The organism is Verrucomicrobiota bacterium, from assembly GCA_016200005.1.
Taxonomy (GTDB): Bacteria; Verrucomicrobiota; Verrucomicrobiia; order Limisphaerales; family PALSA-1396; genus PALSA-1396.
In genome coordinates this window covers 1-26112 of sequence record JACQFP010000065.1, presented here as the reverse complement: position 1 = coordinate 26112, position 26112 = coordinate 1, and the positions used below count along the sequence as shown (strand labels likewise).

General features: G+C 57.4%; 23 protein-coding genes, 1 tRNA gene and 1 pseudogene. 12 read left to right on the top strand and 13 right to left on the bottom strand.

The genetic code is table 11. The annotated features are described in order from the left end of the window. Positions 1–60: 60 nt before the first annotated feature. Positions 61–2940: a glycoside hydrolase family 127 protein gene (locus HY298_22235; GenBank protein MBI3852981.1), complete on the bottom strand. Its 2880-nt coding sequence runs from the start codon at positions 2938–2940 to the stop codon at positions 61–63. Positions 2941–3206: 266 nt separating this feature from the next. Here HY298_22235 and HY298_22230 point away from each other — a divergent pair, with 266 nt between their 5' ends. Then, entirely contained in the window at positions 3207–5297 is a 2091-nt protein-coding gene (locus tag HY298_22230) for an elongation factor G (GenBank protein ID MBI3852980.1), read from the top strand. Positions 5298–5419: 122 nt separating this feature from the next. Here HY298_22230 and HY298_22225 read toward each other — a convergent pair whose 3' ends face one another. After that, positions 5420–5665 (bottom strand): DUF465 domain-containing protein, encoded by a 246-nt coding sequence (locus HY298_22225; GenBank protein MBI3852979.1) that lies wholly within the window; start codon positions 5663–5665, stop codon positions 5420–5422. A gap of 202 nt (positions 5666–5867) precedes the next feature. Here HY298_22225 and miaB point away from each other — a divergent pair, with 202 nt between their 5' ends. Then, positions 5868–7292 carry a tRNA (N6-isopentenyl adenosine(37)-C2)-methylthiotransferase MiaB gene (gene miaB / locus HY298_22220; protein ID MBI3852978.1) on the top strand — a complete coding sequence of 475 codons (1425 nt, stop codon included), beginning with the start codon at positions 5868–5870 and terminating at the stop codon, positions 7290–7292. Between the two features lie 9 nt (positions 7293–7301). Beyond that, positions 7302–7859 (top strand): hypothetical protein, encoded by a 558-nt coding sequence (locus tag HY298_22215; protein MBI3852977.1) that lies wholly within the window; start codon positions 7302–7304, stop codon positions 7857–7859. A gap of 39 nt (positions 7860–7898) precedes the next feature. Here HY298_22215 and HY298_22210 read toward each other — a convergent pair whose 3' ends face one another. From HY298_22210 to HY298_22195, 4 genes are all read right to left on the bottom strand, one after another. After that, positions 7899–9950, bottom strand: coding sequence for an acetylxylan esterase (locus HY298_22210; GenBank protein ID MBI3852976.1), 2052 nt, complete (start codon positions 9948–9950; stop codon positions 7899–7901). A gap of 61 nt (positions 9951–10011) precedes the next feature. Continuing rightward, on the bottom strand, positions 10012–10221 hold the full coding sequence (locus tag HY298_22205; GenBank protein ID MBI3852975.1) for a hypothetical protein: 210 nt from the start codon (positions 10219–10221) through the stop codon (positions 10012–10014). A 21-nt stretch (positions 10222–10242) separates the two neighbouring features. After that, a complete protein-coding gene (locus HY298_22200; GenBank protein ID MBI3852974.1) occupies positions 10243–11016 on the bottom strand; it encodes an SUMF1/EgtB/PvdO family nonheme iron enzyme in 774 nt (257 codons plus the stop codon). Between the two features lie 67 nt (positions 11017–11083). Continuing rightward, positions 11084–11722, bottom strand: coding sequence for a type II secretion system protein (locus HY298_22195; GenBank protein MBI3852973.1), 639 nt, complete (start codon positions 11720–11722; stop codon positions 11084–11086). 155 nt (positions 11723–11877) lie between these two features. On the opposite strand from HY298_22195, the gene HY298_22190 reads away from it, so the two are divergent. After that, on the top strand, positions 11878–12693 hold the full coding sequence (locus HY298_22190) for a sugar phosphate isomerase/epimerase (protein ID MBI3852972.1): 816 nt from the start codon (positions 11878–11880) through the stop codon (positions 12691–12693). A 62-nt stretch (positions 12694–12755) separates the two neighbouring features. Here the strand turns inward: HY298_22190 and HY298_22185 are convergent, their stop codons facing one another. From HY298_22185 to HY298_22170, 4 genes are all read right to left on the bottom strand, one after another. Then, entirely contained in the window at positions 12756–13136 is a 381-nt protein-coding gene (locus tag HY298_22185; GenBank protein MBI3852971.1) for a VOC family protein, read from the bottom strand. Between the two features lie 77 nt (positions 13137–13213). Continuing rightward, positions 13214–14095, bottom strand: a complete 882-nt coding sequence (locus HY298_22180) for a patatin family protein (GenBank protein MBI3852970.1) — start codon at positions 14093–14095, stop codon at positions 13214–13216. A gap of 209 nt (positions 14096–14304) precedes the next feature. Beyond that, positions 14305–14553 (bottom strand): hypothetical protein, encoded by a 249-nt coding sequence (locus HY298_22175; GenBank protein MBI3852969.1) that lies wholly within the window; start codon positions 14551–14553, stop codon positions 14305–14307. A 91-nt stretch (positions 14554–14644) separates the two neighbouring features. Further along, positions 14645–15508 carry a ThuA domain-containing protein gene (locus HY298_22170; protein ID MBI3852968.1) on the bottom strand — a complete coding sequence of 288 codons (864 nt, stop codon included), beginning with the start codon at positions 15506–15508 and terminating at the stop codon, positions 14645–14647. 368 nt (positions 15509–15876) lie between these two features. Here HY298_22170 and ilvN point away from each other — a divergent pair, with 368 nt between their 5' ends. The 4 genes from ilvN (at position 15877) to HY298_22150 (ending at position 18637) form a co-directional block, all read left to right on the top strand. After that, complete coding sequence (gene ilvN, locus HY298_22165; protein MBI3852967.1) at positions 15877–16350, top strand: acetolactate synthase small subunit; 474 nt, start codon at positions 15877–15879, stop codon at positions 16348–16350. Positions 16351–16362: 12 nt separating this feature from the next. Further along, a complete protein-coding gene (locus HY298_22160) occupies positions 16363–16533 on the top strand; it encodes a hypothetical protein (protein ID MBI3852966.1) in 171 nt (56 codons plus the stop codon). Positions 16534–16599: 66 nt separating this feature from the next. Beyond that, complete coding sequence (gene ilvC, locus HY298_22155; GenBank protein ID MBI3852965.1) at positions 16600–17688, top strand: ketol-acid reductoisomerase; 1089 nt, start codon at positions 16600–16602, stop codon at positions 17686–17688. A 127-nt stretch (positions 17689–17815) separates the two neighbouring features. Then, on the top strand, positions 17816–18637 hold the full coding sequence (locus tag HY298_22150) for a hypothetical protein (protein ID MBI3852964.1): 822 nt from the start codon (positions 17816–17818) through the stop codon (positions 18635–18637). Positions 18638–18998: 361 nt separating this feature from the next. Here HY298_22150 and trpC read toward each other — a convergent pair whose 3' ends face one another. From trpC to HY298_22135, 3 genes are all read right to left on the bottom strand, one after another. Further along, the gene (trpC, locus tag HY298_22145) at positions 18999–19802 is read right to left on the bottom strand and encodes an indole-3-glycerol phosphate synthase TrpC (GenBank protein MBI3852963.1); all 804 of its coding nucleotides are present in this window, start codon (positions 19800–19802) and stop codon (positions 18999–19001) included. A 129-nt stretch (positions 19803–19931) separates the two neighbouring features. Then, positions 19932–21078, bottom strand: a protein-coding gene (prfB, locus tag HY298_22140; GenBank protein ID MBI3852962.1) for a peptide chain release factor 2 whose coding sequence is annotated in 2 segments (ribosomal slippage) — positions 19932–21017 and positions 21019–21078 — 1146 coding nt in all. Because the reading frame shifts where the segments join, the coding sequence is not laid out codon by codon here. Positions 21079–21213: 135 nt separating this feature from the next. Continuing rightward, a complete protein-coding gene (locus HY298_22135; protein ID MBI3852961.1) occupies positions 21214–22140 on the bottom strand; it encodes a polyprenyl synthetase family protein in 927 nt (308 codons plus the stop codon). Between the two features lie 115 nt (positions 22141–22255). Between HY298_22135 and HY298_22130 the strand changes: the two genes are divergently transcribed. The 4 genes and pseudogenes from HY298_22130 to HY298_22115 all read left to right on the top strand — a co-directional run bounded on the left by HY298_22130 (position 22256) and on the right by HY298_22115 (position 25834). Next, positions 22256–22332 (top strand) — tRNA-Arg (locus HY298_22130). A 518-nt stretch (positions 22333–22850) separates the two neighbouring features. Next, a pseudogene (locus HY298_22125) lies at positions 22851–22931 on the top strand (prepilin-type cleavage/methylation domain-containing protein). Between the two features lie 232 nt (positions 22932–23163). Then, positions 23164–25002, top strand: coding sequence for a transketolase (locus HY298_22120; GenBank protein MBI3852960.1), 1839 nt, complete (start codon positions 23164–23166; stop codon positions 25000–25002). 271 nt (positions 25003–25273) lie between these two features. Next, complete coding sequence (locus HY298_22115) at positions 25274–25834, top strand: YqgE/AlgH family protein (protein MBI3852959.1); 561 nt, start codon at positions 25274–25276, stop codon at positions 25832–25834. Positions 25835–26112 lie beyond the last annotated feature (278 nt).

Here is a 26112-nt window from a genome sequence, read left to right as displayed (position 1 = left end):
TTACGCGGCCGATGTGTACGGAGCGGTGGGCACGCCAGCGGCGCGCGCTCCCCAAAACCATCAACGAGCCGCCAGCACTTTGATTTCTTCCGCCGTCAATGCGCGATTGTAGAAGGCAAACCCGGCAAACTCCGCCGCCAGAAATTCATTGCCGGAATAATTCGGGTTGCCGCCTAACGCAATACTTCGAGCGGCGGAATTGATGTACGCCGGAACGCCGACTGACCCGCGCGCCTTACCATCCAGATAAAGCGTCAGTTGGTTGCCCGACTTGACTGCCGCGACGTGATGCCAGCGTCCGGTGTCGATGGCAACGCCTTCAGTGGAGAAACCTTGCTGCGCTTCGATACGTGCGAACAGTTTCCCTTTGTCGATGCACACGCGCAATGGGTCGTCCATCGGCACCGCCCACGCGCTGAAAATCTGGCCGAGATGATTCTCGGGCAATGCGTCGAGCTTGACCCACACTGCCACCGAATAATTTTCATCGGGAAATTCCTCGAGGCTGTAAACCAACATCTGTCCTTGTCCGTTCAACGAGACCGCGTGAGCCGGTTGATTGTCCGGGTCAGTCGCTGGTTGAAAATCTGTGGCGCGTTTCAATTGGCCGAATTCCGGTTTAGGATTGCCGTGCAACGTGGCGCTCACTAACACGCCGCCCGGCCCCTCCGTATTGCCGCCGGACAAATCTTCGGGCGCGGGCGAAAGCGAAGCGTCCACCTTGAATCGTGCCGCTGGTTGCGCGCCTTCAGTCTCGCCGCTTTGGTTGCGCGAGATGACTTTCCAGTAGTACCAACGACCCGAAGAGAGTTTCCGTTTCTCGGTTTCATCCAAGGCGAAACGGTTTGGTTTGATGCCATTAATCTCAATCTCTGCCCGAGAGAAATCCGACATGTCAGACACCACCAGCCGGTATTCTGACAACATCGAATTCGTTCTCGTCGTCCACTTGAACAACGATTTTCCTGTCGTGATGGACGCACCGTCCGCAGGAATTCGAGTGACGACCGGCGGTGGCGGCGAGTTTTCTGCAACCAACCAGGATCTGTAGCGCGTGCCATTGCAACCGGCGCTGGCAAAGTCCCGCAGCCGAAGTCGGCGACCATCCTTGCCCGTCACGTCGAGCAATAACCACGGCGATAAAATATCGGTCGTAGCCGCCGACGTAAGGAGGCGGACTTTCTTGCTTGGAATTTGCGATGATGACTCCGCCTCGTTACCTCGGCGGCTACCAGTCGTCACCAACTTCGACTCGCGCAGTCGGTCCAAATCCAGCGGCGGAATGGCGTTCTCGTCAAAGTCGTTGTCGCGTTGATCGTAGGCGAGCAGCAGTGGGCCGCGATACAACGAAACTTTTCCCGCCGTCTCACGGTCGCCGGTGACGAAGCGCAACCCCATGTCAAATTCCAGTTCGACAACGTCGCCCTTTTTCCAGCGACGATTCAGTTCTAGGTAACTTCCCGCCTTCACATTTTCCGTCGCCGTGCCGTTTAACTGGACCGTCGTTGTCTTTGACCAACCGGGAATTCGCAGTCGCAAGTTGAACGTTTGCGCCTTGGACAGTTCGACTTTTATTTTCACGCGATCCAGCAGGAGATAGTCAGTCGTCTCGGTAAAGCTGACCTGTGTTCCGTCCGCCAGTTTTCCGCTGAATTTTCCCGCGCCGTAATAATTCAAAACCAGCCCGTCGCTTGCCGCCATGAGCGCCCACTCCGACAACATACCGAGCGAACGCGGCGCGTTGACGGAGCAACAGTTGAGTTCCGGGGTGCCGGCGCGCGATTGGAAGACAATCGTATGCGCCGATGCTTCGCGAACGCCGTCCATCGGCGTGTTGTAAGTCCACCAGCGCCCGGACGGATGTTGCGCGCCCGCCGCGCCGTTGAAGGTGGAGAGTTCCAGCTCATCGGCGACGCGCGGGTCGCCGGTCAGCTTGAGCATATCGACGCTCAACGCCATCCACGCGATAGTGCAGCACGTCTCGATGGCGCCGGGCGCGTAGGGATTGCCGGTGGCCTGTTCGCCGGAGGAGAAACCGCCGTCGTTGTGACGATCCCACCGCGCGATGCTGCGCCAATGATGTTCAAACGCGGCGCGATACTTTTCCTCGCCGGTGATACGATACAGTTCAAGCAATCCCTGAAGATCGTGCAGGCTTTCCCAGCGCGGTCGCGGCGATTGAAAGAATTCCAGACCGTTCACGCCGCTGCGCAGATAATCTCCAGCCCGCTCCCAATCCTTTTCAATCTCGTGCATCATCCGCAGGTAACGCGCTTCACCGGTGTGGCGGTAAAGCTGACCGAGTCCGTGGATGACGGCCATGTTCATCTCGTGCGAACCGGCGTCGAAGACGCGCAGCGGTTGATCCAAAAATGTTTTGCAGATCAGGTCGGCGGCGCGACGACACGCCGTCAAAGCGGCTTCATCACCGGTGTCATCGTGCCACATCAACAGCGCTTCCATGCAATGATAATGTCCCCACAAATCCCAGTTGGCTTTCAGTCGGATTGCCTTGGGAAACGGGCCGAGATAACCGTCGTCCGCCTGACTCGCGATCAATTCGGCGACGACTTGAGCGACTTGCTTCTTGAGCGCCGGGTTGTCGGTCATGCGTAGAGCTTGAATGGCAGAAATGAGGTATTTGCCGACGAATTCTCCGGCCCACGGCACGAGGTTCGGCGTCGGCGTGCGGTCGCGCACGCGAAACATTTCGAGCATCCCGGGGTTGGCCATCGGCGCGCGCAAAAGCCAGTTATCGACGTTGGCGTCGATGCGCTGGCCAAGCACACCGCCAAATTGGAAATGAGCCTGATCGACAGATTGAAAAGTCAACGCTCCCCTTTCCTGAACCGGATTGGCGCGACTGGTGCTGGCTAAATAAATGAAAACAAGCACGGGCAGGCAAATTCGCAAGCGGAGCAAATCTCGATAAGTTTTCAAGGCGGTAATGGGTTGTTGGTTTCAGGAATCGGGCCTCAGCCTAATCCGACCGATCTGGCTTTGACAATTCGATTGTTGGCCGAATTCGTAACTGGCCGCACAAACTTTTCTTCCCGCCACGCTGGAGATTGGCTACAATGCGGGTGGATGAAAAAATCTGGCGGCGCGCTACAGAAAGGTTTGAACCGGCTTTCTTGTTTTCCGTGCAGGATGTTCGCCCTCACGCGCGCGGGCCAACGCCATCCTCCAACGAGTCACTTGAATTTATGAAAACGTATCAACCAGCGGATATTCGAAACTTCGCCATCGTAGGCCACGCTTCCTCGGGCAAGACGATGCTCAGCGAAGCCATGCTCGCGTGCGGCGGCGCCATTCAACGAATGGGACGCATCGCGGATGGTTCAACGGTGTCGGACTACCATGTCAGTGAGCGGAATCGCAAGATTTCCGTTTCGGCGTCGCTCTTGCACACCGAATGGATGGGCAAAAAGTTTAACATCATCGACACGCCCGGCTATCTCGATTTCATCAGCGAGGGACTGGGCGCATTGCGCGTCGGGGATTTCGCGTTGGTGGTCATTCATGCCAACCACGGCATCGGCGTCGGCACCGAGCGGGTGTGGGATTATGCGACCGGCTATGGTCTTCCGAAAATGATCGTCGTGAACGCGATGGACAAGGAGAACGTGGATTTCGAAGCCACGCTGCGCCAGGCGCAGGAGCGGTTTGGCCGTCACGTGTTTCCGTTGAACGTTCCGGTGAATCCCGGCCCTGGCTTCAACCGCCTCCTGGACGTGTTGCGCAATGAGATCGTTACCTACACGACGGACGGGAAGGGTACCTACAAGGAAGAACCGGCCACCGGTGAATGGGATGCCCGGGCAAAGGAACTGCACCGCGAATTGATCGAGCACATCGCCGAGTCGGACGACGAGTTGATGAATAAATATTTTGATCAAGGCGGTTTGTCCGAGGAGGAGTTTCGCAGCGGCATTCACGCGGCCGTGCAAAAGGAGTTGTTCATCCCGTTGTTCTGCGTGTCGGCGGAGACCAATGTCGGCGTCGCGCGGATGATGGATTTCATCGCCAAGTACGGCTCGTCACCGGTCGATCGCCGCAAGGTGAAGGCGTTCGACGCCAATGGCGCCGATACGCAGGTGGCGCTAGATGACAAAGAACCGGTGCTTTACGTGTTCAAAACGATGTCGGAAGCGCATTTCGGTGAGCTGTCGTTCTTTCGCACGTACGCGGGATCGGTGTCCACGGGCATGGATTTGTTCAATAGCGACCGCAAGACAAACGAGCGGATGGGGCAGATTTTTCTGCTCAACGGGCAGACCCGCGAGGCGGTCAATACCCTTGGCCCCGGCGATATTGGGGTGGTCGTTAAACTCAGGGACACGCACACGGGCAATACGCTGTGCAACGCCAAGCGCGCGGTGACGTTGCCGAAGGTGGTGTATCCCCGGCCCAACATTCACGCCTCGCTCAAGGGCAACGTGAAGGGCGAGGAGGACAAGATCGCCTCCGGGCTGGCCGCGTTGCACGAGGAAGACCCGACGTTTCTGTTTTTTGTGGACGGGGAACTTCACCAGACGATCATCTCCGCCCAGGGCGAATTGCATCTGGAGGTTTTGGCCGAACGTCTGCGCCGCCGTTACAATGTCCACGTCGAACTGATCGAACCGCGCGTCCGGTATCGCGAAACCATCAAAGGCCGTGGCGACTCGAAATACCGTCACAAGAAACAGACCGGCGGCGCCGGGCAATTCGCCGAGGTCTGGATGCGCATCGAGCCGAAGCCGCGCGACACGGGCGTGGAATTTCGCAATTCGCTCGTCGGCCAGAACGTGGACCGTGTGTTCGTGCCTTCCGTCGAGAAAGGCGTGCAGAACGCCTGCACTGAGGGCATCTTGGCCGGCTACCGCGTGGTGGACGTGAAAATTGATTTCTACGATGGCAAGATGCACCCGGTGGACTCGAAGGACATCGCGTTTCAGATCGCCGGTTATTTCGCATTCAAGGAAGCTTTCCTGAACGCGCGCCCCGCTTTGTTGGAGCCAATTGATACTGTGGAAATCCGCATCCCGGAGGATTGCATGGGCAAGGTGATGGGAGACTTGTCGAGCCGGCGCGGAAAAATTCTAGGCATCGAGGCCAACGGCGGATTTCAGGTGATCAAGGCGCACGTTCCGGCGAAGGAGCTTTATCATTATTCCAGCAACCTTCGGTCGCTGACCGGCGGTCGCGGGGTCCACGCGGAAGAGCTGAGTCACTATGAGGAAATGCCGCGCGAAATGGAGCAGCGGGTGATCGAAGAAGCGAAGAAGCGGAAAGCTATCCACGATTCGCAGTAAGGAGGCAGAGCGGTGACGGACTGGTCGGGCGGACGGCTGGTTTCGAAAGAACAAAAGAAATGGGCGCGGATCACGCGCGAACATTTCACGCCAGCCCGACCGCAAACGGAACGCCGCAAGGCTCAGTACACCGAGGCGTGGCGGACGGCGACGTAGAGCGCGTCCTTGAGCCGGGCGCGCTTGAGTTTGAGTTCGTCAATCTCCTGGTCGGTGGCGAAATCCACTTCTTCCTCGATGCGATAGATGGCATCGTCCACCTGGTGGTATTCTTCGAACATTTTCCGGAATTGCTCGTCGCCGGCGCGGAGTCTCCGGATTGTCTCGCGGTGCTCCGGGAATTCTTTCAGAATCGGATGATGTAAGTCCATAGTGTCACTCGGTGATAAGATTTACAATAGCTTGAGCGTCACCCTGAGATTAGGAAACGGACTTTTGCTGTCAAGCCACTTGAACGAAGTTGGGCGTTTTTTTTTGCCATCGATTTTCCGGCTGCCGCGGTTTGAACCCCGGCCATCTTAAACCTTTTCAAGCACCCACCGGTGGCGTAACTTCACCGCCACTCTCAGCCTTATGCCGAGTGTCTTTATCAAAACCTATGGTTGCCAGATGAATGAGCGCGATTCGGAAGCGGTTGCGGCTCAACTTGTCGCCAAGGGTTACGCGCTCTCGCCTTCGGAAGCCACCGCGGATGTCATCCTGCTCAACACCTGCAGCGTGCGGGATGCGGCTGAGCAAAAAGCCATCGGTAAGATGCAAAACCTGGCCGCGGACGTGCGCACGAACCGGCCCAACGTGGTGCTCGGCTTCCTGGGTTGCATGGCGCAAAGCCGTGGGAAGCAACTCATCGACAAGTTGCCGGACGTTGACCTGGTCATCGGGACGCAAAAGTTCCATCGCACGGCGGATTACCTCGACGATCTTTTTGCCGGTCGGCGCGACAAGGTCGTGGACGTGGAGGAAGAAACGGGCAGCGAAGCAACGATTCGTCAACACTTGCTCAATGGGAATGCACCGGTGAAGTCAGTCACGGCCTTTGTCAGCATCATGCAGGGCTGCAATCAATACTGCACCTTTTGCATTGTGCCCTACACGAGGGGCGAAGAACGCAGCCGCAGCATACCTGACATCGTGGCCGAATGCCGCGAGCTGGTCGCGCACGGCGTGAAGGAAATCACTTTGCTCGGGCAGATCGTGACGAGCTACGGCAGGCGGCGACCCCTCACCCCGTCCCTCTCCCCATCCGATGGGGAGAGGGTGTCCGTTAGGTCGGGTGAGGGGCATGTGCCGACGAGGGACGGCAAAACCGCATTCGTTCAGCTCCTTGAAGCCGTTCATGAAATCGACGGACTGGAGCGCATTCGGTTCACCTCACCGCATCCAAAAGGGTACGGCGATGATCTGGTGGAAGCTTACGGACGTTTGCCAAAACTCGTCGAGAGCGCACATTTGCCGGTGCAAAGCGGCAGCAATCGCGTTTTGAAACTCATGCATCGCGGTTACACCCGCGAGCGGTTTCTCGGCCTCGTTGAAAAACTTCGCCGCGTCCAACCCCGCATGGGTATTACGACTGACATCATCGTCGGTTTCCCCGGCGAGACGGAGGAGGATTTTGAACAGACTTTGTCGTTGGTTCGCGAAGTGGAATTCGACAACGCCTACATGTTTAAGTATTCACCACGCCGGGACACGCCCGCCGCGGCTATGCCGAACCAAGTGCCGCAGGAAATGAAGGAAGAACGCAATGCCCGCCTGCTCAAACTGGTCAACGAAATCGGTGCGCAAAAATATCGTCGCCACATCGGTGAGCGGATGCAAACCCTGGTTGAGGGGCCAAGCAGGAAAAATCCCGCACGGTTGACGGGGCGATCGCGTTGTAACAAGATTGTGCTGTTCGAGGGCGCGGATCGTCATCGCGGACAGCTCTTGGATGTCAAAATCAATCGCGCTGGTTCGTTCACGCTCTACGGAGACCCGGCGATCCTCAATCTGGCCTGATTTATTTTTATGCAACTGAATGTTTCGACGCTTGCGGTGGTGATGGGCTTGGGCCTTGGTCTGCCGCAGGTTTACGGCTTGATGAAGCCCGCCGCGTTCGGCGTGGCAGTCCGCAAGTTTCCACGCTCATTACCATGGGGTTACGCGCTCATGCTGTTAGGCACGCTTTGGTTTGTCTGGAACGTCAAGCAGGAGAACAACGCGGACTTCGCCGCCTACAAACCGCTGATGATGGCAGGCTTCACCGCTGCTGGCGTCGCGGTCTGTGTCTTCGTCACGGATTTTCTGGCAGTGCGCGGCCTGGCCATCGTGTTCATGTGCCTGGCCAAGTTGATGGTGGACACCGTTCGCTGGGCGGACACGGACTGGCGCTGGGTCATCAGCGGCTGGGCGTATGTGCTGGTGATTGCCGGGATCTGGTTCACGGTTTCGCCGTGGCGTCTGCGGGATTTGCTGAACTGGGCGACCGCGGACCCGAAACGGATTCGCGTCGGCAGCGCCATTCGACTTTTGTTCGGTCTATTCGTGGCGCTTCTCGGCCTGACGGTTTTTCGCGCCACGCAGTAAGTGAAACCGCAACTCGCGGCCTGCCCGCTTGGAGAACATTCACTTCAACTTCAACTGCGTGATGTGGGTGGTCAGTTCGGAGTCGGACCACTGCCGCGGCTCCTCGCCAAAGGAATCGGTTGCGCCGGCGGCCGAATACGCAGCAAGCAAGGAGTCGGACGCGAAATGTTTTCCCGTGTTGTGCAACAAGAGCGGATGCGGCGCGGCCAGCATTGCGGCACCCTCAAATGCGCCAAGGTTGCGGATGCCGGGAAAAAATAAATCCTGTGCCAGCAGCGCTTCATCACTTGAAACATTGAGCGCGTCGCAGTCGGCCACCACGGCGTCCGCAGCCGGCGCCGCCAGCAGCGCCCACAACCCGGCGCGGCCCGCGCCGCAGAGAATGACGCGACGGTTATGGGTGTGGGTTCTTGCGAAGACGCACGCGGTGATGAGGTCCTGGACGCGCTCTTGCGCATCCGTCCGATTGTAGGTGGTGAAGTATTTTTCCGAATACTTGCGCGACTTGCCAAGTTCAGGGTCGGCCAGTTCGCCGGTGAGGAAAACGTCCGGCAACAACACGGTGAATCCGCGTTCCAGAAGTTCTTTGGCCAGACCGATGGGCGCTCCGTTCGTGTTCAGGCAGGTGGACTTCCCTGCCGGATTTGCGAGCACGACGACCCCTGATTTCCCCGCCTTCCTCGGCACGCACAGCACGGCCGGGATGCGATCACCTTTCCCGTCCCGACCAAACGCAACAGGAGTGATGGTAAAGCCGCCATGCTGGACCGCCTTTCCGGTTTCGACAGCCAGGGAGCGCCCATCGGGCACTTCCACCTGCAATGCGCGCCTCCAGGCTGGCGACATCACTTTCTGGAAGCTGGCCAGTGATTTTTTGTCCGTCGGTTTGAGCGCCTGCCATTGCGAACGATGAAGTTTGATGAGCAAGTCGATGAGTTGTGATTCATTGAGCGCATCCGCGGGGAGCTTGCCGTCCGGCCAGACCCGCAAGTCCTGGTCCGGCTCCTTCTTGTAGGCAACTTCCTGAACTGCGCGCGGCTCGTTCGGGTGGAGCAGTCGCTGGTTGAACCAGGTATAAACGGCTTCGCGACTGGTCTGATTGTAATTATGTCCAAAGTCGTAGCGCACGTAACGCAACTGGTGCGGAGACTTGAACAGTCGGTAAATGCTTTCGATGGCCGGGCCTTCGACTGTCATTGTCGTCTTCGTCCAATCGCCGGTGGCGGCTACTAAAATCTGCGGACGCGGCGCCGGCACGGCGGCAATTTCCATATTGGAATGATCGACGCGCAACCCCGGCGCATTCTCGCAAAGACAACCGCCTTGCATCGTGTGCGACACCATTACGATGGGCGCCTGCACGGCGAGCCGGTCGTCAACCGCGCCAAGCATGAACGTCTGTGTGCCGCCGCCTGATTCGCCGGTGCAGGCGAGGCGCGTTTTGTCGGCGTCCGGCAATGATTCCAGAAAGTCCAGCGCGCGGATGCTGTCCCAGGTTTGCAATCCCATCAGGCTGATATTCCAGAGCTGGTTGGTCAGGTTGCTGGCGAATTTGTGGTTAACCTGAATCGTGTCATTGTAGCCGACCATGTCGTACGAGAAGGCGATCATTCCCTGTTTGGCGAAGTTGATGCAACGCGCGGCGATGCTGCCATCCTTCGTGTCAGCCATGCGTCCGTTGGCCCAGTGACCATGCGGATTGAGGATGGCGGGAAATGGACCGTCGCCTTTGCCCAAGGGGCGATACAGATTTCCTGAGAGATAAAATCCTGGATACGTTTGAAAATAAACTTTCTCGATGCTGTAACCGTCGCGTTCGACGCGGCCAAAGATTCTCGCGTTCAATGGCGTTTTCTCCGGCAGCGGCCACAAACCGCAACTGACCAGAATCTGTTCGCGAATTTCCCGGGCGCGCGCCTGCCATTCCGATTTCGACGCGATATGCGGAAACGTGCGTGGGGTGTTGAGGTCGTTGGTTTTGGCGGCGCGCGTGTCTTTGGCCGGCAACTCGTGCGTGGCGGCGCTAAGGCCCGACATTGGCAGAGCCGCCAGACAAAATATGGCCAGACAGGACAAGGGATTTTGCTTCATGGAGAGAATTCATAGCCAATTCTCTCCCATATTGAAGCAATAATTTTGTGAAAACGTGCGGTTAAAGTTCATCCTCCCGCTCCGCGTAGAACAATTGATGAGCGCGGTCGTAATCTGCTTCCGGCACCAAAACATTCGCCAGCCGGTTCAAATCTCCATCGTCCGGTAGGTCGGGATCGACAAACTCCTGCGTGGCCGCGATGCCGTGCTTTTCCAGCATCACCACCAGCATTTCCGTATTGACCACCGGGCCGGTATAGAAAAGTTTCATCCGGCTCGGCCGCCGCGCTGACTATTCGCTCACCAGCACGACGCGAAAGCCAAATGTGTTCTGCCGCTCGTCCGGTCGGGCATAATGGCGGAAGGCAGGGCGCAAATTGATTTCAATAGTCGTTGCCCACGCGCCGCCGCGCAACACGCGATAGGGCTTGCTGGGATCCGCCGCGCACCATTCCATGACGTTGCCCCGCACATCGTAAAGGCCGGATTCATTTGGTGCCAGACTGCCCACGTTTTCCGTGCCCGAACGCCGTTGTCCGAAACTGGTCACTGCTGTCTCCAAGCCCGCGTTACCCACAAAAGATTCCCACTGGGCTTCCGTCGGCAGCGCATAAATGTAGCCCTTTGGCAGACTTTCTTCCTTTCGTTCGATCTCGTTCAGTTGTCTGCAAAACTCAACCGCCTCATCGTAAGTCACCGAATCAACCGGCCGCCCGTCACCGGGGAATGCGCTCGGGTTGGAATTCATCACCTTCTTGTATTGCTCCTGCGTCACCTCGAATTTCCCGACCCAATAACCGGCCGACAGTCGCACCAGCAACATGTCGATGCTGTTGGTGAAAATCGTTCCCGGATTCGTGTCGGCCTTGTACTCGCGCTTCTTTTCTTCGGGCTTCACCGCAGTCGCGGCTGGTTTGATGACGGCGGCGGAAACAGTCTTGGGCTTTGCGGCTGCGGGCGGATTGAGTTGTTCGTCCGCGCAAACGTTCGGAGCGACACTTCCGTTGAACACGACCGTTCCCATCACGCAACCGAGCCAAACCACCTTGTTGAAGTTAGTCTTCATAGCTAGGCGAAAGCTAAACGGTGAAGGGACAAAGTCAAGCGGGCAGACGACTTGCACCACGCCGGGTTCAAGGCAGACTGATTCGATTTGTCGCAACACCCGTGTGCTCGATCAACTTCTGCAATCCGGGAATGTCCACGCGCTGCACGTGGCCATCGGCCAGGCCAACATTTCCCTCGCGCTTGTGCATCGCCTTGGTCCAACGCGCGGGATTATTAGTTGTCAGTGTCAACATTCCATTCGTTGGTGCGGTCCCGTTGATGACATTGCGATCCCCAGACAAAAGCATCTCTGGCTGATTTTCATCGGCATCGACGCCGACAAAGTAGCTGACATTCGCGTTGGAAAAATCGGAGACAAAACTTTTAGGCGGGCGACGAACGTCAGCCGGGCAAGTAACAACATTGAGTGACATCAACTCATTCGAGACAACTTGAAAATGTCGAAATGTTTCACCGGTACCAACGAATTCTAAAGTTCCGCCATTGTTCGTGGAGACGGCCATTGGACATAGGTTGCCCCAAAGTCTAAAAGCCAACCCCACCTGTTTCAGGTTGTTGATACATTGATTCCGCAAAGACTCACGTTTAGCCCGCGCAGTCCCTGAAAAGATCAACACGACCAACATAGCGATCGTCAAGATGATCACGAGCAACTCAATCAAAGTGAAAGCTTTGATCTGGTTGTTGGCTGATCTTTTGTTCATAAGCTGGCTTGAGTCCATTCAAGCACTCCACATGCCGCAAAGCTTCCCGCATGAATACCGCCAAACAAATCCGGTGGCGAGTGAATTTCAAGCAACTGGCATGAGCCCCACGCATTCGCCTTGAACTTTGAACCCCCAACTTTGAAACTCGCGCCATGCAATTCGGCATCTGCAACGAGATTTTCAAGGACTGGAAGATTGAGGACTCGATGGCGTTCGCCAAGAAAGTCGGCTACGACGCTATCGAGATTGCGCCGTTCACGCTTGCCAAATACGTGACCGACATTTCAGCCGCCGAACGGAAACGGATTCGTGATGCGGCCGCACGGATTGGCATCACGATCTCCGGCATTCATTGGGTGCTGGCGCAGGCGGAAGGGATGTACGTCACGCATCCCGACATCGCCGTCCGGCAGAAAACCGCGAAATATTTTTGCGACCTGGTCGATTTCTGCGCCAATCTCGGCGGACGCATCGTCGTCGTCGGTTCGCCGAAACAGCGCAATATCATCGACGGCGTTTCACCGCAGCAGGCGTGGGACTGGGCGACGGCGGTGTTCCGCGAACCGGTGATGCGCGCGGAGCAACGGGCCATAACCATTTGTTTCGAGCCGCTTGCGCCGGCGGAAACCAACTTCATCAACACCGCCGCCGAGGCGATCCGGTTCGTCCAGCAACTGCACACGCCACATTTCAAAATCATCCTCGACGTGAAGGCGATGTGTTCGGAAGCCAAGCCGATCCCCCAAATCATCCGCGAGTCGTGGCCGCACTTCGCCTACTTCCACGCCAACGACAAGAATCTGAAAGGCCCGGGTTTCGGCGATGTGGATTTCAGGCCCATCGCCGCCGCGTTGAAGGAGGTCGGCTATAACGGATTCGTCTCGGTCGAGGTGTTTAATTTCGACGAAGGACCAGAGGTTATCGCGACCAAGAGCCTGGAGTATTTGAAGCGCAGCTTCTCAATTTGAACCGGCCCCTCAATCCCTGCCCGTCCGACGGGAAGAGGGTAAGGGTTCGTCGGTCTGCATCCTTACGGATTAGCGGGCGAACAGAACCAAAACTTGTTGCCTTCGCTGTCCAGGAAACTGCCGACGTAAAAATCGTCAAGGAGCGCCACGGCATCGGCGACGCGAACACCCCGCGCCGCCAACGCCTTCTCTGTCGGTCGCGCATCGTCAACGGCGATGGTGATTCGCGGATTGGGCTGCTGGGTCGGCGGCGCGTACCAATTGGTTTTCAGCATGAAGATCGTTTGACCGAGCAGATAACCGACCTGTTCGTTGCCTTCGAACGCCGGTGGCAACTCCAGCGTCTGGCCATAAAACTGGCTGGCGCGCGCAAAATCATCCACGGCGAGCGCCACGACTTTTAATCGCTGAAAACCCAGAGGTGTCGGAGCTTTTGAATTCATGCGCGAAGGTTGCTTCAAACCACCAGGAAAATCACCTGAAATTGTGGTCACGACTTCAAGTGCGACAATCGTGGACACTACTTTTCCGCAGGGAGGCCGGGTAACCGCGGGGGTGCGCTTGGTTCGGTGAGCGCGAATTGCTGCAATGCCTCATCGCGCCCCAAACAAAGGGCGGCGTGGATGCGCTTCTTCGCGATCGTCAGGGTGCCGACCGGCATCGGTTTCATCGGATGAAACACCCGGAGGCGGATACCCGTTGGGGGGTGCTGGATCAGGTTCATCGCCGCATTGTATTTCAGATGTTGTTGGTCAGTCCACGCCCGCGCCACCGCGGGGAATTTGGGAAACGCCAGCCGGCCCAAAAAACGCGGCATCGGTTTGAGACGAAAGCTGGAGTTGTGGGTGAGCACCACCGTGAGGTCGGTTGCGCCATCTTGCAAGGCGCGCTGAATGGGAATAGGATCAGCGACTCCGCCGTCGGCAAAAGGATGACCATCAACATAATCAAATCCAACCGTCCCCAAGGGCATCGAGGACGTGGCGCGCAGCGCATCAAAGACCCGTTCATCACGAGCGTGGAAATACACCGGCTCACCTGTGTCGCAATCGGTCAACACAATGTAGAAGCGCGAGCGCGCTTTTTGGACGGCTTCGATCGACAGGGGGACGCTTTGCTTGAAGATGTAATCGACGAGGTAGGCCAGATCGATGATCGGCTTGCGGCGGAGGAAATTAGTTTTGCGAACCGCCTTGCACGCATACTCCCGCCAGATGGTGAGGCCCGGCTCCAACATGCCGGCCACAAAATAGGCCGCCGAACAGGCACCGGAAGAAGCGGCATAGACCAGATCGAATTCACGCTCCCCGTGTTCATGAAGGAAAGCCAAAACCCCGGCTGCCCATGCGCCTCGCATGGCACCCCCTTCCACGATCAACGCGCTCTTGCGGCGCGGGTCCATCTCTTCGGTCCTTGTTGACAGCGGCGACATCCCTTTTCCTCTGCTTCCCTCGGATGCTGATCCGGCTGAGTTAATCCACTTCTTGGAATCAACATAGCACACTTCATACCGATGCAAAATGGGAGCACGCGGCCTGCGCTCACCCAGCCGCTCGATAAAAAGTTAATGGCCTTTTATCGCATAGACGGACAGCCTCGCTCGGTTGCCCGTCAGTCAATCCAAGGTGTAATAGGCAACGGGATGCAGCATTTCGCCACCGTCTTTGGCGCGGAGTCCCTGGCGTTCAATTCGCAAATTTTTCCCGGACGAAGCTCCCGCAGGGTCAATCGGACAGGTTTGGCATCCGCAGAGACTTTGGCCGCCAGGACCTTGACCGGTGTGATGTCCATCGGTGGCGAGCCGTAGGCCGCGTGGTGATTTAATCGGTAGGCGGTCAGTTGCCGGCGCGTCGCTGCCAAGGCTTCCCGTTCGGTCGCTTCAACGTGTCAACGCTTTCGCGTAAATCAGCTCCGGCCTCGCGGCGGGAGGCGCGGGCTCCGCTGAGTGCAGTTATTCGTCGGCGGGCAAGGTGGATGCCACACCGCCGGGCGGCACTTCCGCTTTGGCAGTCCAAAGCAATGCGTTGAGCACCATCCGCCGAACGTTTTCGTTCTGCCAATTATTCTGAAAGTGTCCGCCAGTGTAACCGAACCCGCGACCGCCATCCGCGCGTTGCACGGCCCACGCAATGACGGAAGCGGAATCGCTGTCGTCCCGACCAAATGTCAGAATGGGAATGCGCCGTGCGTCCGGTTCGCGGAAGCGCATGTTGAAATAATATTCCTCCTTCACTTCGAAAGGTTCCAGGCCGCGCGCAATCGGATGCGTCGGCGTGGCCGGATGCACTGCGTAAATTTTCGTTTCGATTTTGGAAAACCACTTGTTCGCTGCCGGTCCGTGCTCGTAATCAAAGTAGCCGCCCAGCCAATCGAGATACTGGTCGCCGCCTTTTTTGCTTGGAATAAAAACCGCGTAATGAATGGCCATGAAGCCCACGCCGCGTTTCATCAACCGGTCGATGGTCGTCATCCGGTCGCCGATCAACAATGGGTGAGCTTTCTCGTCGTGGTCAGAGCCGTCGCAATAAATGAGGATTGTGTCCGCGTCCTCCAACACCGCGGGGTCTTTGGGCCAGCCGTTGAGATGAATCTCCATCTGGAGGCCTTTGACGTTCGGCGAGCTATCAAGGCAATGCTTGAGCAGCTTTACTCCCTTTTCGTACTCGTGATCGCCCGGTCCGTGACTTTTTGTGCCGGCAATGAGCACAATCTTCGTTAATCCAGCCCCGGCCGCCACCGCGTTCGTCGTGGTCAGGCACACCGCCCAACCCACCAAGCACAGTGCGCCGACATATTCTATCGATCGCAAGTTCATTGACTCAAAGTTCGCTCCTCGACTTTTCCAGTGCACCGATCCGGGCAATGTTTATGCGCAGGCTGTCAGTGGGTTGCAATGTGAAATTGCCGCACCGGACAACACCCCTCTGGCGGTCGCAAGCCCGTACCACCGGGGAACATTTGAAAACCTTCCAAGTCGATTCGCTCGGTGGGTGTGCCAAGAAGCTGGACGACTGTCACCCCCCGACGGGAGGCGGATTCGCCCGCCAGAAACAGGAAATTGTTCCGCTGCCTCCATGGCGGCGGGATTGCCGGCTCCGGAAAACCAATGGGTGCTTATGATTTGCGGGTTGACCCTGATTTCGCCGGCTGTTAGTTTGCGCCCCCGTTTAACGGCAGGAATTTATGCGACACACGATTTCAGTCTTGGTCGAAAACAAGTTCGGCGTGCTGACGCGCGTGGCCGGATTGTTCAGCGGTCGTGGCTACAACATCGACACGCTCAACGTCGCACCCACGCAGGACCCAACCACGTCGCGGATGACCATCGTCACGCGGGGCGACGACGCCACGCTGGAGCAAATCGTCAAGCAACTCAACAAGCTGACGGAAGTGCTCAAGGTGCAGGATTTCCGGGAGGGCGAATACGTGGATCGCGAGTTGGTGCTCGTGAAAGTCGGCGTGGATTCCAAGACGCGCCCCGAAGTCATGCAAATCACAGATATTTTCCGCGCCAAAATTGTGGATGTGCAGCCCAAGAGCATGACCATCGAAGTCACCGGCAACGAAAGCAAAGTGGAAAAGTTCCTTGATTTGATGAAGACCTTTGGCGTGATTGATTTGACCCGCACTGGCAAGGTGGCGATGCCGCGCAAATGAGCATTCTCGCCGATGGACCATCAAATCACATACCAAATCGGTGTCGGCTTGGGCACCGTCATTGCGGTGGTGGCCTCATGGACGCGCAACCGATCGATTCTGTGGTCCATTCTCCACGGTTTCTTGTCGTGGCTCTACGTGATCTACTTCGCGGCGACGCGCCGGCCTGACGAACGGAAATAAATAGCTACGCCGTTGAATTATCAAAAACGTTACACTGAACCTCAACACTCAACTGTCAACCAAACAATGCCTGCAAAAGTTTACACGGACAAAGACGCCGATCTCGGCGCGTTACAAAACAAAACCCTCGCTGTTCTCGGCTTCGGCTCGCAAGGACACGCCCACGCGCTCAATCTCAAAGAGAGCGGCCTCAAGGTGATCGTTGGACTTTACGCGGGCAGCAAATCGATTCCCGTGGCGAAGGAAAGGGGGTTTGAAGTTGTTGCCACGGCGGAAGCCGTGCGGCGCGCCGATGTGATTTTTGTGGCGTTGCCGGACACCAAGCAGCCCGCCATTTACGAAAAAGACATCGCGCCGAATCTGACCAAAGGCAAGACGCTGTTGTTCTCGCACGGGTTTTCAATTCATTTTAAGACCATCGTTCCACCCAAGAATGTAGATGTCATTCTCGTCGCGCCGAAAGGTCCGGGGCATATTGTGCGTCGCCAGTATCTCGAAGGCAAGGGCGTGCCATCGCTGATCGCCGTTTATCAAAACCCGAGCTCGCCCCGTGGAGTAAAAACCTCGCCCATGTCGGACGCTGAATACACGGCTACTCCACGGGGCAAGCAAGCGAAGAAAGTCGCGCTGGCGTGGGCCAAGGGCATCGGCGCGACTCGTGCCGGTGTGCTGCAAACCACCTTCAAGGAAGAGACCGAGACGGATTTGTTCGGCGAGCAGACGGTGTTGTGCGGGGGTACGACGGCGCTGGTGCAGGCCGGCTACGAAACGCTGGTCGAGGCGGGTTATCAACCGGAGATGGCATACTTCGAATGTTTGCACGAATTGAAGTTGATTGTGGATTTGATGAACGAGGCCGGCATCAGCGGCATGAGATTTTCAATTTCGGAAACCGCCAAGTGGGGCGATGTCTCCGTCGGCCCGAAGATCATCGACGCCAGCGTGAAGCGGCGGATGAAGGCCGCGCTCAAGGACATCCAATCCGGCAAGTTCGCAAAAGGCTGGGTGGCGGAATACAAAGGTGGTTACAAAACCTACAACGCCTTGCTCAAAAAGGGCGAGAATCATTCCATTGAAAAAGTCGGGGCGCGCTTGCGCAGCTTGATGCCGTGGATGCAAAAACGCTCGGTCAAAGGCGTACAGGCGGCCTATTGATTGCGGAGTTTGGACCGGAAGAACGTCGCGCCGGACGGCCTGGTGTTTTTGTTCTTTCGCAGCCTAATAATTCTGCAACTTTGAATTCGCAGTGGTGTTGGCAATAGGAATCGACTATCATATGACCATGAAGTGCAGCGAAATAACAACCATTGGTTTGCTTGGCGGACTTCTGTTCAGCACCGGCGTCAAGGCGGTGGTGACCGATGCCAAGGAGAATCCCTACAATGTCATCATTGAACGCAATGTCTTTGGCATTAAGCCACCACCGCCCATTGTGCCGCCACCACCCGCCGTCATGCCGGCCACGGAGGTGAAGCTCGCTGGCATCACGACCATTCTTTCTCCCAAACGCGCGATCTTGCAATGGAAGGAGCCGGCCAAACCGGGAACGCCGCCGGGCAAGGAGGAATCGTTCATCATGGTCGAAGGTCAACGCGAAGGCATCATTGAAGTCGTGGAAATCGACGAAAAGGCGGGTCGCGTGAAAATTAAAAACGCCGGTGAACCGATGGACATCGATTTCAAGAACAACGGCGTCAAGCTCGCCAGCACGCCGCCTCCCGCAGTGCCCGGCGCACCGCCTGGCGCAGCGCTCGGCGCAACGCCTGTGCGTCCCGGCGCAGTCGCTCCGCCAAGCCCGAGTGCTGGGTTGAACCAGGGCGTGAGCACCTATAATCGCTTTGCCACGGGCGGCAACAATCCCAACCCGGCGGCAGCCGGAGTCAATCTGGCCAACAACAGTTTGCCATCCATCCCAACGCGGCAACTGCGTGAGTCGCCTGGCATCCCGACGAGCGTGGCCGAACATCAGCCCCCCATGACTCCAGAGACCCAAATTATTCTCATGGAAGTGGAGCGGGAGCGGACGAAGGCTCAAGTCGCCGCTGGAGAGCTTCCTCCATTACCCCCAACGGAGCTAACTCCGGGATCTCCAGAAGGTCAATAGTGGCTGAAACCAAAAACGGCCCAGGTGCGCTGGCCTGGAATTCTGCGGGGATGAGCCAGTGCGAATGTTTGCCCTGGAGTTGAACCTTTGCGCGAGTGGCGCGTTCTCAACCGGCCACGTTGGCCATTTGTAACCACTTCCCAGCCCACCCCAATCACCAGACCATTCCCCTCGAGACGATTCGTTGCCAGTCCAAAGCCGCGACAACGGCCGCCCATTCTCGCGCGCGGGGACACCGCCGGATGCGCGGTGTTCGCCAAAAAAAGCCGGCACGCTTCGCGCGGCACCGGAACTCAAGGTGGACTCCTGCGCGCTGGAAACTGGCGTCCATTTTCCCGGCTACCGATCCTGGGATCGATTTTCAGCCGAGCAACTCGCGCACCTTGGCGGCTACATCACCGTGTTTCATCAACGATTCGCCCACCAGGATGGCGCGCGCGCCGCACTTGGCCAGGCGCTGCACATCGGCGCGGGTGCGAATGCCACTTTCCGCAACGAGGAGTGAAGAGTCGCGAGTGGCAGATGGCGAAAACAGCTTTGCCGCGAGCCGCTCAGTTGTCGCCAGATCAACCTGGAACGTTTTGAGGTCGCGGTTGTTAACCCCGATGAGTCTTGCTCCCGCCGCCAGAGCGCGATCCAGTTCGGCTTCGTCATGCACTTCTACCAGCGCTGCCAAACCAGCCTCAGTTGCGAGCGAATGAAAATGCTTCAACCGCGCGTCGCTCAGAATGGCGACAATCAACAAGATGGCGTCCGCGCCCCATTCGATGGCTTCCAGAATCTGCCGCTCGTCGATGATGAAGTCCTTCCGCAACAGCGGCAGCTTCACCACGCGACGGATTTGTTTCAGGTGATCGAGCGAGCCCAGGAAAAACTCCTTGTCCGTGAGCACCGACAAACAACTCACCCCCGCCGCCTCGTATTCCTTCGCAATGCGCACCGGATCAAAGTCCTTGCAGATGACGCCCGCCGACGGCGATGCCTTCTTCACTTCCGCAATCAACGCCACGTGGCGGGTCCCCGGCTTGCGCAATGCGGCAAAGAAATCCCGGCGCTCATCGCGCTCGCGCAACGCCTCCCGCAAATCAGCCGCCGCAATGAGCCGCGCCGGCAAGGAGGCAACTTCGCGTTTCTTCTGCGCTACGATGGTGTCGAGGAGGTTCACATTGAAACATCCGAAGCCCGAATCCCGAAATCCGAAACAAATCCGAATTCCGAAGACCGAATGTCGCGCTGCCCATTGGTTCGGATTCCGGGCTTCGGATTTCTTTTGGATTTCGTCTTTTGGATTTCGTTATTCTTCTTCATCTTTCACGCCTTGCATCCGTTTGGTCGGACAACCGGCGCGCAGCCAGCCGTTCACGAACGCGTCAAGGTCGCCGTCCATCACGGCCTGCACGTTGCTGGTTTCGACGCCCGTCCGTAAATCCTTCACCATGCGATAGGGCTGAAAGACATAACTGCGAATCTGGTTGCCCCAGGAGACGCTGCCTTTCTCGCCATAAAACCGTTCCATCTCCTGCTTCTGCGCGTCGAGCCGCTGCGCGTAGATGCGCGAGAGCAACAGCTTCATCGCCGTCGCGCGGTTCTGATGCTGCGAACGCTGGCTCTGCGATGCCACCACCAACCCGGTGGGAACATGCGTAATGCGCACGGCGGTTTCGACTTTGTTCACGTTCTGTCCCCCTTTGCCACCGGAGCGGAACGTGTCGATTTGAAACTCGGTCGGCGGAATGACGATGTCCGGCGACGTCTCTTCAATTTCCGCGATCACATCCAGGCTGGCGAAACTGGTGTGGCGTCGTTTGTTCGAATCGAACGGCGAAATGCGCACGAGCCGGTGCACGCCGCGTTCGGCCTTGCAATAACCGTAGGCATTATCGCCCTCGATCAACATCGTGACGCTCTTGATGCCGGCGGTTTCGCCCGGCAGCGCATCGGTCACCTCCACGTTCCACCCGCGGGACTCGCACCAGCGTTGATACATCCGCATGAGCATGCTCGCCCAGTCGCACGACTCCGTGCCCCCCGCGCCGGCGTTGATGCTGAGAATGCAATTGTTCTTGTCGTGCGGGCCGCTGAGAAAAACCTCCAGCTCGTGCGCCTCCAGTTCCTTGAACAACTTCGCGAGGTCGCGCTCCAGATCGCGCAGATGTTTGACCTGCTCGGCTTCGGGCTCGGCTTCACTCAACTCGACCATGACGCGGAAATCGTCGAGTTGCTTTTCAGCGGAAAGCAGCGGTTCGATTTTGCTGCGGAGGGAATTGGCTTCGTCGATGAGTTTCTGGGCCTGCTCGCGATTGTTCCAGAAATTTTCGGCCGCCATCAAAGCGTCCAGTTCGCCAAGCCGCTTTTGCGCGCTGGGCACGTCAAAGAAACCTCCGCAAGTGGGCAAGTTTCCCGGCAGCGGTCGGCAACTGAGCTTTAATGGTGTCGAACATAGGCCGGGAGCATACCGCAGTCGCAGGCGCAAATCCAGCAGTGATTCACCGGCGTGCGCTGACCAGAACCGTCATGCGGGAAAGTGGAGCGCGGGAGCTTGCACCACGTTGGCGTTCAAGCTTCCGCCTGCCGGCTCAACGGTCGCGCTGGAGGAGGTGCTCGGCCAGGGCTTCCAACGCAACCGCCCCGCCCCGAAAACTCTTCAACGCTCCAAACGCGCGACCTGTCAGGGCTTTCGCGAGTCGGCGCGATTTTTCCAAACCGACTATCGAAGGATAAGTTGCCTTCTTCGCCGCGGCATCCTTGCCCGCGGTCTTGCCGAGTTGATCGCTGGTTTGCGTGATGTCCAGAATGTCGTCGATAATCTGGAAGGCCAGTCCCACGTTGTAACCAAAACGCGTCAACGCCTGAAGTTGTGGAGGCGTGCAGTTGGCGCTCATGCCGCCGAGCCGCGCGGAACAGCAAAGCAACGCCGAAGTCTTGCGCTCGTGAATGTATTTGAGTTGTGCGGCGGAAATCTCTTTCCCTTCGCCTTCGAGATCAGCGACTTGTCCAGCGATCAATTGCAGCGAGCCGGCGGCGCGCGCAATCTCGAGGACAATGTCTCGATGCGAAAAACGCGGCCAGCCCTTGCATCGTGCCGCAATCTCAAACGCCTGCGTCAACAGCGCATCACCCGCCAGGATCGCGATGCCCTCGCCAAAAACCTTGTGATTCGTGAGTTTGCCCCGGCGATAATCATCATTGTCCATCGCGGGCAGATCGTCATGAATCAGCGAATAGGTGTGGATACATTCCACTGCGCAGGCCAGGGGCAGCGCGTCGGACTCGCGACCGCCGCACGCCGCCGCAGCCGCCAGGCAAAGGGCCGGACGCAATCGCTTGCCGCCCGCGAACAGGGAATAACGCATCGCCCGATGGAGCGTAGCGGGTCTGGCCGTGGCCGGTGGCAGCAAGCGGTACAACGCGCGGTTGACAGCAACCGTGCGTGAAGCCAGGTAAGCGGGCAGATCAAAGGAGTGGCGTGAAGGCAAATAATTATTGCGGGCAGTGGCAGACATGCGCGGTTTTTTTAGAGAAAGCGGCGGCAGAGAGCAAGTATGGAGTGAATTTGACCACGACAAAACTGTTTGCGGGGAGGCGCGGATTCGCCTAGTTTTGTTCGCTGTCGATCATGCGCGTGTAGCTCAATTGGATAGAGTGACGGCCTCCGAAGCCGCAGGTTGTGGGTTCAACTCCCGCCACGCGCACCAGTTTGAAGCGGATCGTTTCGAGGCAAGGTACGGTTCGGGATGAATGGATGGGTATGAAATCAATCAAGATTTTATTTCCGTGGCTGCTGGCGGTGGCTGCCGTCGCGGGGGCGTACTTTTTCTACACTGCCAGCGCGCAAAAGGAAACTGAGCTGGCGAAATTGCGACCCGAAGTTCAGGACTTGCAAACACTGCGGGCGGAAAATGAGGAGTTGAAAAAAATCCAGGTGCAAGGCGATGAACTGGCCCGTCTGCGCAAGGACAATGCCGACCTGCCCCGGCTGCGCAATGAAATCCGGCAGTTGCGGGAGGAAAAACTGGCGTTGACCAAACAGACGCAGACGGCTCAAGCCCAGATTCAGTCCGCGCAGGCGCAAGTACAGGCTGCACAAGCCGCGGCTCAATCACTCCGCACCAACTCACCATTGGCCACGATGACTGCCGAACAACGAAGACTATTTGAACAGCGATATGGCATTCGGCCAGCGGCGGCAACGGACCCGGCCCAGGCGCCGGTCAACGCCTGCATCAACAACCTTCGCCAGATTGACGGCGCGAAACAGCAATGGGCATTGGAGAATAGAAAAACTGCCACTTCGCTCGTGAACCAAAGCGAACTCTTGCACTACTTCAAGGGCAACGCCCTGCCGGTCTGTCCTGCCGGTGGAGTCTATACGATCAATACCGTTGGCCTGGCGCCGATTTGTAGTATCCCCGGTCACGCGTTGCCAAAGTAGTAGTCTGCCGGCGAGTCGAGTTTCGCTTTCAACAACACCCTTTCAATTTTCGGTCTTTCCTTTTGGTCGTCGCCCCGTAGAGTTTGCAAATCTAATGAACGATACCTCTGTTGAAACACTGTCCGGCATAGCCAACCAGCTACGCATTCACTCCATCGCGGCCACCACGGCGGCTGGCAGCGGTCACCCGACCTCGTGCTGCTCGGCAGCGGACTTGGTGGCTGCACTGTTCTTCGGCCACATGCGTTACGACCCGAAGAATCCGCATTATGCGAACAACGACCGCTTCATTCTTTCCAAAGGGCATGCCGCGCCGCTGCTCTACGCGGCGTGGGCAGAAACCGGACTGTTCCCGGTGGCCGACCTCTTGAAGTTGCGCGAACTTGGCAGCGATCTCGAAGGCCATCCGACGCCGCGACTATCGTTCGCCGATGTGGCGACCGGCTCGCTCGGTCAGGGATTGAGCGTTGGCGTGGGCATGGCACTGTGCGCGCGCCTCGACAACTTGGACTACAACACTTTTGTTCTCCTCGGCGACGGCGAATGTGCGGAAGGCAGCGTTTGGGAAGCCGCGTCGCTGGCGGGCATTTATCATCTCAACAATCTCACCGCAATTGTTGATGTGAACCGGTTGGGTCAAAGTCAGCCGACCGCGTTCGGCCACGACCTTGATGTATATCGCAGGCGATTCGAAGCGTTTGGCTGGCGGACGGAAGTCATCAACGGGCACGACATGGAGGAAATTGTCGAAGTGCTTGCGGCAGTTGGATTGGGTAAACAACCGCTGGCGATTCTGGCCAAAACTCTGAAAGGCGCGGGCATTTCCTTCATCGAGGACAAGGAGGGATGGCACGGCAAGGCTCTTTCCAAGGATGAAGCGGGCAAAGCCACATCGGAACTTCAACCGAAAGCAAAATCCGGCATCGGCGTTCCCATTCCGGCGCCCAGTCAATTACCGTTGCCGAAGAACGAAGCGCCCGCCGGATACCCGCCGACCACTTACAAACTTGGTGACATGGTGGCGACGCGCGAGGCTTATGGCAACGCGTTGGTGCGCATTGGAGAGGTTGACGAACGGATCGTGGCCATGGACGGCGACACCAAGAATTCAACCTTTGCGGAAAAGTTTTTCAAAAAATTTCCCGATCGATTCACCGAATGTTTCATTGCCGAGCAAAACCTGGTGGGCGTGGCGACTGGCTTCGGTACGCGCGGCAAGGTTCCGTTCGCTTCCACGTTCGCCTGTTTCTTTGAACGCGCGGCTGACCAGATTCGCGTGGCCGGCATCTCAATGGCGAACCTCAAGATGGCCGGTTCGCACGTCGGCGTGAGCATTGGCGAGGATGGCCCGTCGCAGATGGCCTTGGAAGACCTCGCCATCATGCGCGCCATTGCCGGCAGCGTCGTGTTATATCCGAGCGATGCAGTGAGCACCGAAAAGCTGGTAGAACAAATGGCGTTGACCAAGGGCATCGCTTTCTTGCGCACGTCACGTCCAAAGACGCCCGTGATCTACCAGAACGACGAACAATTTCCCATCGGCGGCGCGAAAGTGCTCAAGCAATCCGCCGGCGATAAGGTCACTGTGGTCGCGGCGGGCGTGACGCTTTTTGAAGCGTTAAAAGCGGCTGAGGCTTTGGCCAAGGAAGGCGTCGGCATCACTGTCATTGACGCTTACAGCATCAAGCCGCTGGGCAAAGAAGTGATTCGCGATGCCGCGCAGAAGACCAACAACACGATCGTTACGGTCGAGGATCATTATCCTGAAGGCGGGTTGGGGGACGCCGTGGCCGGCGAACTGAGCGCCGATGGCATCCGGGTGCACAAGCTGGCGGTGAACGAACTGCCGCACTCCGGAAAAGCGGAGGAACTCATGGCGAAGTATGGCATTGATGCAGCCGCCATTGGTAAGAAGGTCAAAGCACTGATTTGATCAACGGGCCACTCTTGGTTGAATTTCGCTGCGCTATATCGTTGCCTGCGGACCTCCAACCGGGTGGCAAACCAACGTTTTTACGAGTCAGTCATTCGGCACCCAGCCCTTGCCCGGGATGAACTCGCGACTGCCCGAATGCGTGCAACATCCCCCGGCGACCAGTGCCACAGCCAGCAGCAATAGTAGAAGAATTTTTGTCATGGTTTGAATTTAATCGAAATTGTCAACCGGGCAAGCTTGATGCAAACTGGGGCGGTAAACTAGTTGTATGTCCGACACCGCGAAATATCTGAAAGGCCAGTTGCTGCTGGATGGCGGGCAATTGCGCGGATCATTTTTCCATCGCTCGGTGGTGCTGATCTGCCAGCACGATGCCGAGGGCGCGTTCGGCCTCGTCTTGAACCGTTCGAGCGGAAACAAGGTGGGCGACGCGCTGGTTGCGGATTTGCCCGAACAACTCAAGGAACAACCACTCTATCTCGGCGGTCCCGTGCAGCCCGGCGCGTTGAGTTTTTTGCACTCGGACAGTTTTGTTCCTGACGCCAGCGTGATGCCGAATCTGGACTTGGGCCATTCGCTCGACGAGCTCATCGATATCGGCGAATCTTTTTCGACCACCAAGAAAATAAGGATGTTCGCGGGCTACGCGGGCTGGAGTCCCGGCCAGCTTGAAGAGGAAATGAAACGCAACGCCTGGCTGACTCATCCCGCCTCGCTCGAAATCGTCTTCGAGGCCAAACCCGAACAACTCTGGCCGATGATCTTGCGCCAGAAAGGTGGCAAATACCGACTGCTGGCCGAAACGCCGGAAGATTTGTCGATGAATTGAAGTGCTGAGACGGGGCGATTTAGCTGTGCACGGGTAATACTACTCGCCTTCTGAAACTACCTCCGTCGCAATTGTTTCCTCGTTTCGAATATGCCGGATGTTTTTAAAAAAGAAAAACCAATAAATTGGTGCGAAGACAGCGCGTATGCATGAGCGTGTTTTTAGAGGCATGGACGTTTGCGTGTGACGAATCGCATGGCTTTGGCGAGGTTGTTTTCTCCCATGGCAGCTTGGAAGTCGGTGGTGGTTTTGTATTGTGCTTTGGGTTGTTGGCTGCG

Bases quoted from the DNA above. Each gene is read 5' to 3' on its own strand.
- HY298_22180 (MBI3852970.1), bottom strand. From the start codon at position 14,095: ATGGACCCGCGCCGCAAGAGCGCGTTGATCGTGGAAGGGGGTGCCATG.
- HY298_22195 (MBI3852973.1), bottom strand. From the start codon at position 11,722: ATGAACAAAAGATCAGCCAACAACCAGATCAAAGCTTTCACTTTGATT.
- HY298_22120 (MBI3852960.1), top strand. From the start codon at position 23,164: ATGAACGATACCTCTGTTGAAACACTGTCCGGCATAGCCAACCAGCTA.
- HY298_22210 (MBI3852976.1), bottom strand. From the start codon at position 9,950: ATGAAGCAAAATCCCTTGTCCTGTCTGGCCATATTTTGTCTGGCGGCT.
- HY298_22115 (MBI3852959.1), top strand. From the start codon at position 25,274: ATGTCCGACACCGCGAAATATCTGAAAGGCCAGTTGCTGCTGGATGGC.
- HY298_22200 (MBI3852974.1), bottom strand. From the start codon at position 11,016: ATGAAGACTAACTTCAACAAGGTGGTTTGGCTCGGTTGCGTGATGGGA.
- HY298_22205 (MBI3852975.1), bottom strand. From the start codon at position 10,221: ATGAAACTTTTCTATACCGGCCCGGTGGTCAATACGGAAATGCTGGTG.
- HY298_22160 (MBI3852966.1), top strand. From the start codon at position 16,363: ATGGACCATCAAATCACATACCAAATCGGTGTCGGCTTGGGCACCGTC.
- HY298_22225 (MBI3852979.1), bottom strand. From the start codon at position 5,665: ATGGACTTACATCATCCGATTCTGAAAGAATTCCCGGAGCACCGCGAG.
- ilvC (MBI3852965.1), top strand. From the start codon at position 16,600: ATGCCTGCAAAAGTTTACACGGACAAAGACGCCGATCTCGGCGCGTTA.
- HY298_22170 (MBI3852968.1), bottom strand. From the start codon at position 15,508: ATGAACTTGCGATCGATAGAATATGTCGGCGCACTGTGCTTGGTGGGT.
- ilvN (MBI3852967.1), top strand. From the start codon at position 15,877: ATGCGACACACGATTTCAGTCTTGGTCGAAAACAAGTTCGGCGTGCTG.
- HY298_22185 (MBI3852971.1), bottom strand. From the start codon at position 13,136: ATGAATTCAAAAGCTCCGACACCTCTGGGTTTTCAGCGATTAAAAGTC.
- HY298_22190 (MBI3852972.1), top strand. From the start codon at position 11,878: ATGCAATTCGGCATCTGCAACGAGATTTTCAAGGACTGGAAGATTGAG.
- HY298_22230 (MBI3852980.1), top strand. From the start codon at position 3,207: ATGAAAACGTATCAACCAGCGGATATTCGAAACTTCGCCATCGTAGGC.
- HY298_22150 (MBI3852964.1), top strand. From the start codon at position 17,816: ATGAAGTGCAGCGAAATAACAACCATTGGTTTGCTTGGCGGACTTCTG.
- HY298_22215 (MBI3852977.1), top strand. From the start codon at position 7,302: ATGCAACTGAATGTTTCGACGCTTGCGGTGGTGATGGGCTTGGGCCTT.
- HY298_22135 (MBI3852961.1), bottom strand. From the start codon at position 22,140: ATGTCTGCCACTGCCCGCAATAATTATTTGCCTTCACGCCACTCCTTT.
- miaB (MBI3852978.1), top strand. From the start codon at position 5,868: ATGCCGAGTGTCTTTATCAAAACCTATGGTTGCCAGATGAATGAGCGC.